This is a genomic window from Pseudomonas sp. P5_B2, assembly GCF_056400445.1.
Map to the genome: position 1 here is coordinate 1 of NZ_JBFULH010001051.1, position 1,078 is coordinate 1,078.

The 1,078-nt window shown below is 54.3% G+C and carries 1 pseudogene; it reads left to right on the forward strand.

Features of this window, described 5'->3' with window-relative positions:
• Positions 1-107 precede the first annotated feature (107 nt).
• Positions 108-1,078, forward strand: a pseudogene (locus AC1DRJ_RS29075) (BREX-1 system phosphatase PglZ type A); the annotation flags it as partial.

Sequence of the window (1,078 nt, forward strand, 5' to 3'; positions counted from 1 at the left end):
CGTACATATTGACGAGTTCCGGGCCGTCAGGGATGCATTGTTGTCTTACGATGACATTTCCCACGCTGACCTCTCGTTTCCTGTTTCAGGCCTAGGCGAATAAGTGCATGAACACCCAACAACTGACCCAAGGCCTGAATCAGGCATTCTTCACAGAAAACCACCGCATCGTTTTTTGGTACGACCCTGATCAAGGCTTCACGGATGAACTCGGCCAGCTTGATCTGCCCGGCGTTCAGGTGCTGAACATGCAGGGGCATTCCACCTTCGGCACCAAGCTCAAGCTGGAGCTTGAGGACACTGAAGGTAAGTACCTGCTCTATTTCCCTTGCGCCGAACCAGACGCGAATGATGACTGGCTGCTGGACATCAAGCTGTACTCGCGCAGTTTCTACGCTGACAAAGTGTCACTGATATTCAATGACCTGGGCTTACACCAGCAGGTGCTCCGTGAACATCTAGCCAAGCGTGAGCGCTTCCTTGGCAGCAAGGCTCGTCTAGCTAGCCTGAAGCGTTTGATCCAACCAACTAACACTGAGCATGAGTTGGATCTGGCGATGATTGCCGTTGTGCTGGGTGCAAGTGGCAGTGACGTCATGACCCTGCTTTGCACTTTGGCCGATGGTGCCGTACGTGACGATTTGGGTCTTGAGCAGAATCCAGCGGTCATCGATGAACTGTACAAGCTCGACCTGATGCCTGCGTTGCTGCAGGCCCTGCGTGACGAGGTAGGCTATCCAGCCTCCATCGAGGAAATCCGTGGCGATAAATCCTTCAGCTTTGGGCATTTCCTAATTCGACTGCTAGCAACCGGGTTCTGCGAAAGCATCGGCGATATACCCAGTTGGGCATCCGCGATTGCTATTCCCTCAGCCAGCGCACGCGCTACTTCACGTGCACTGCTTTCCCGCTGGCGTGACAGCTCACGGTTTTACCAAGCCTACGATGAGATTTCCGGCTGGGTCGGTGAGGCCCTGCATATCACCCAGAAGATTGGTGAAATCTCGTTGGAGAGCTTGGCCAATGTTGCGACCTTCGAAGCCGTCGAGCGGCAGATCATCGTCGATCTGACCAAGGC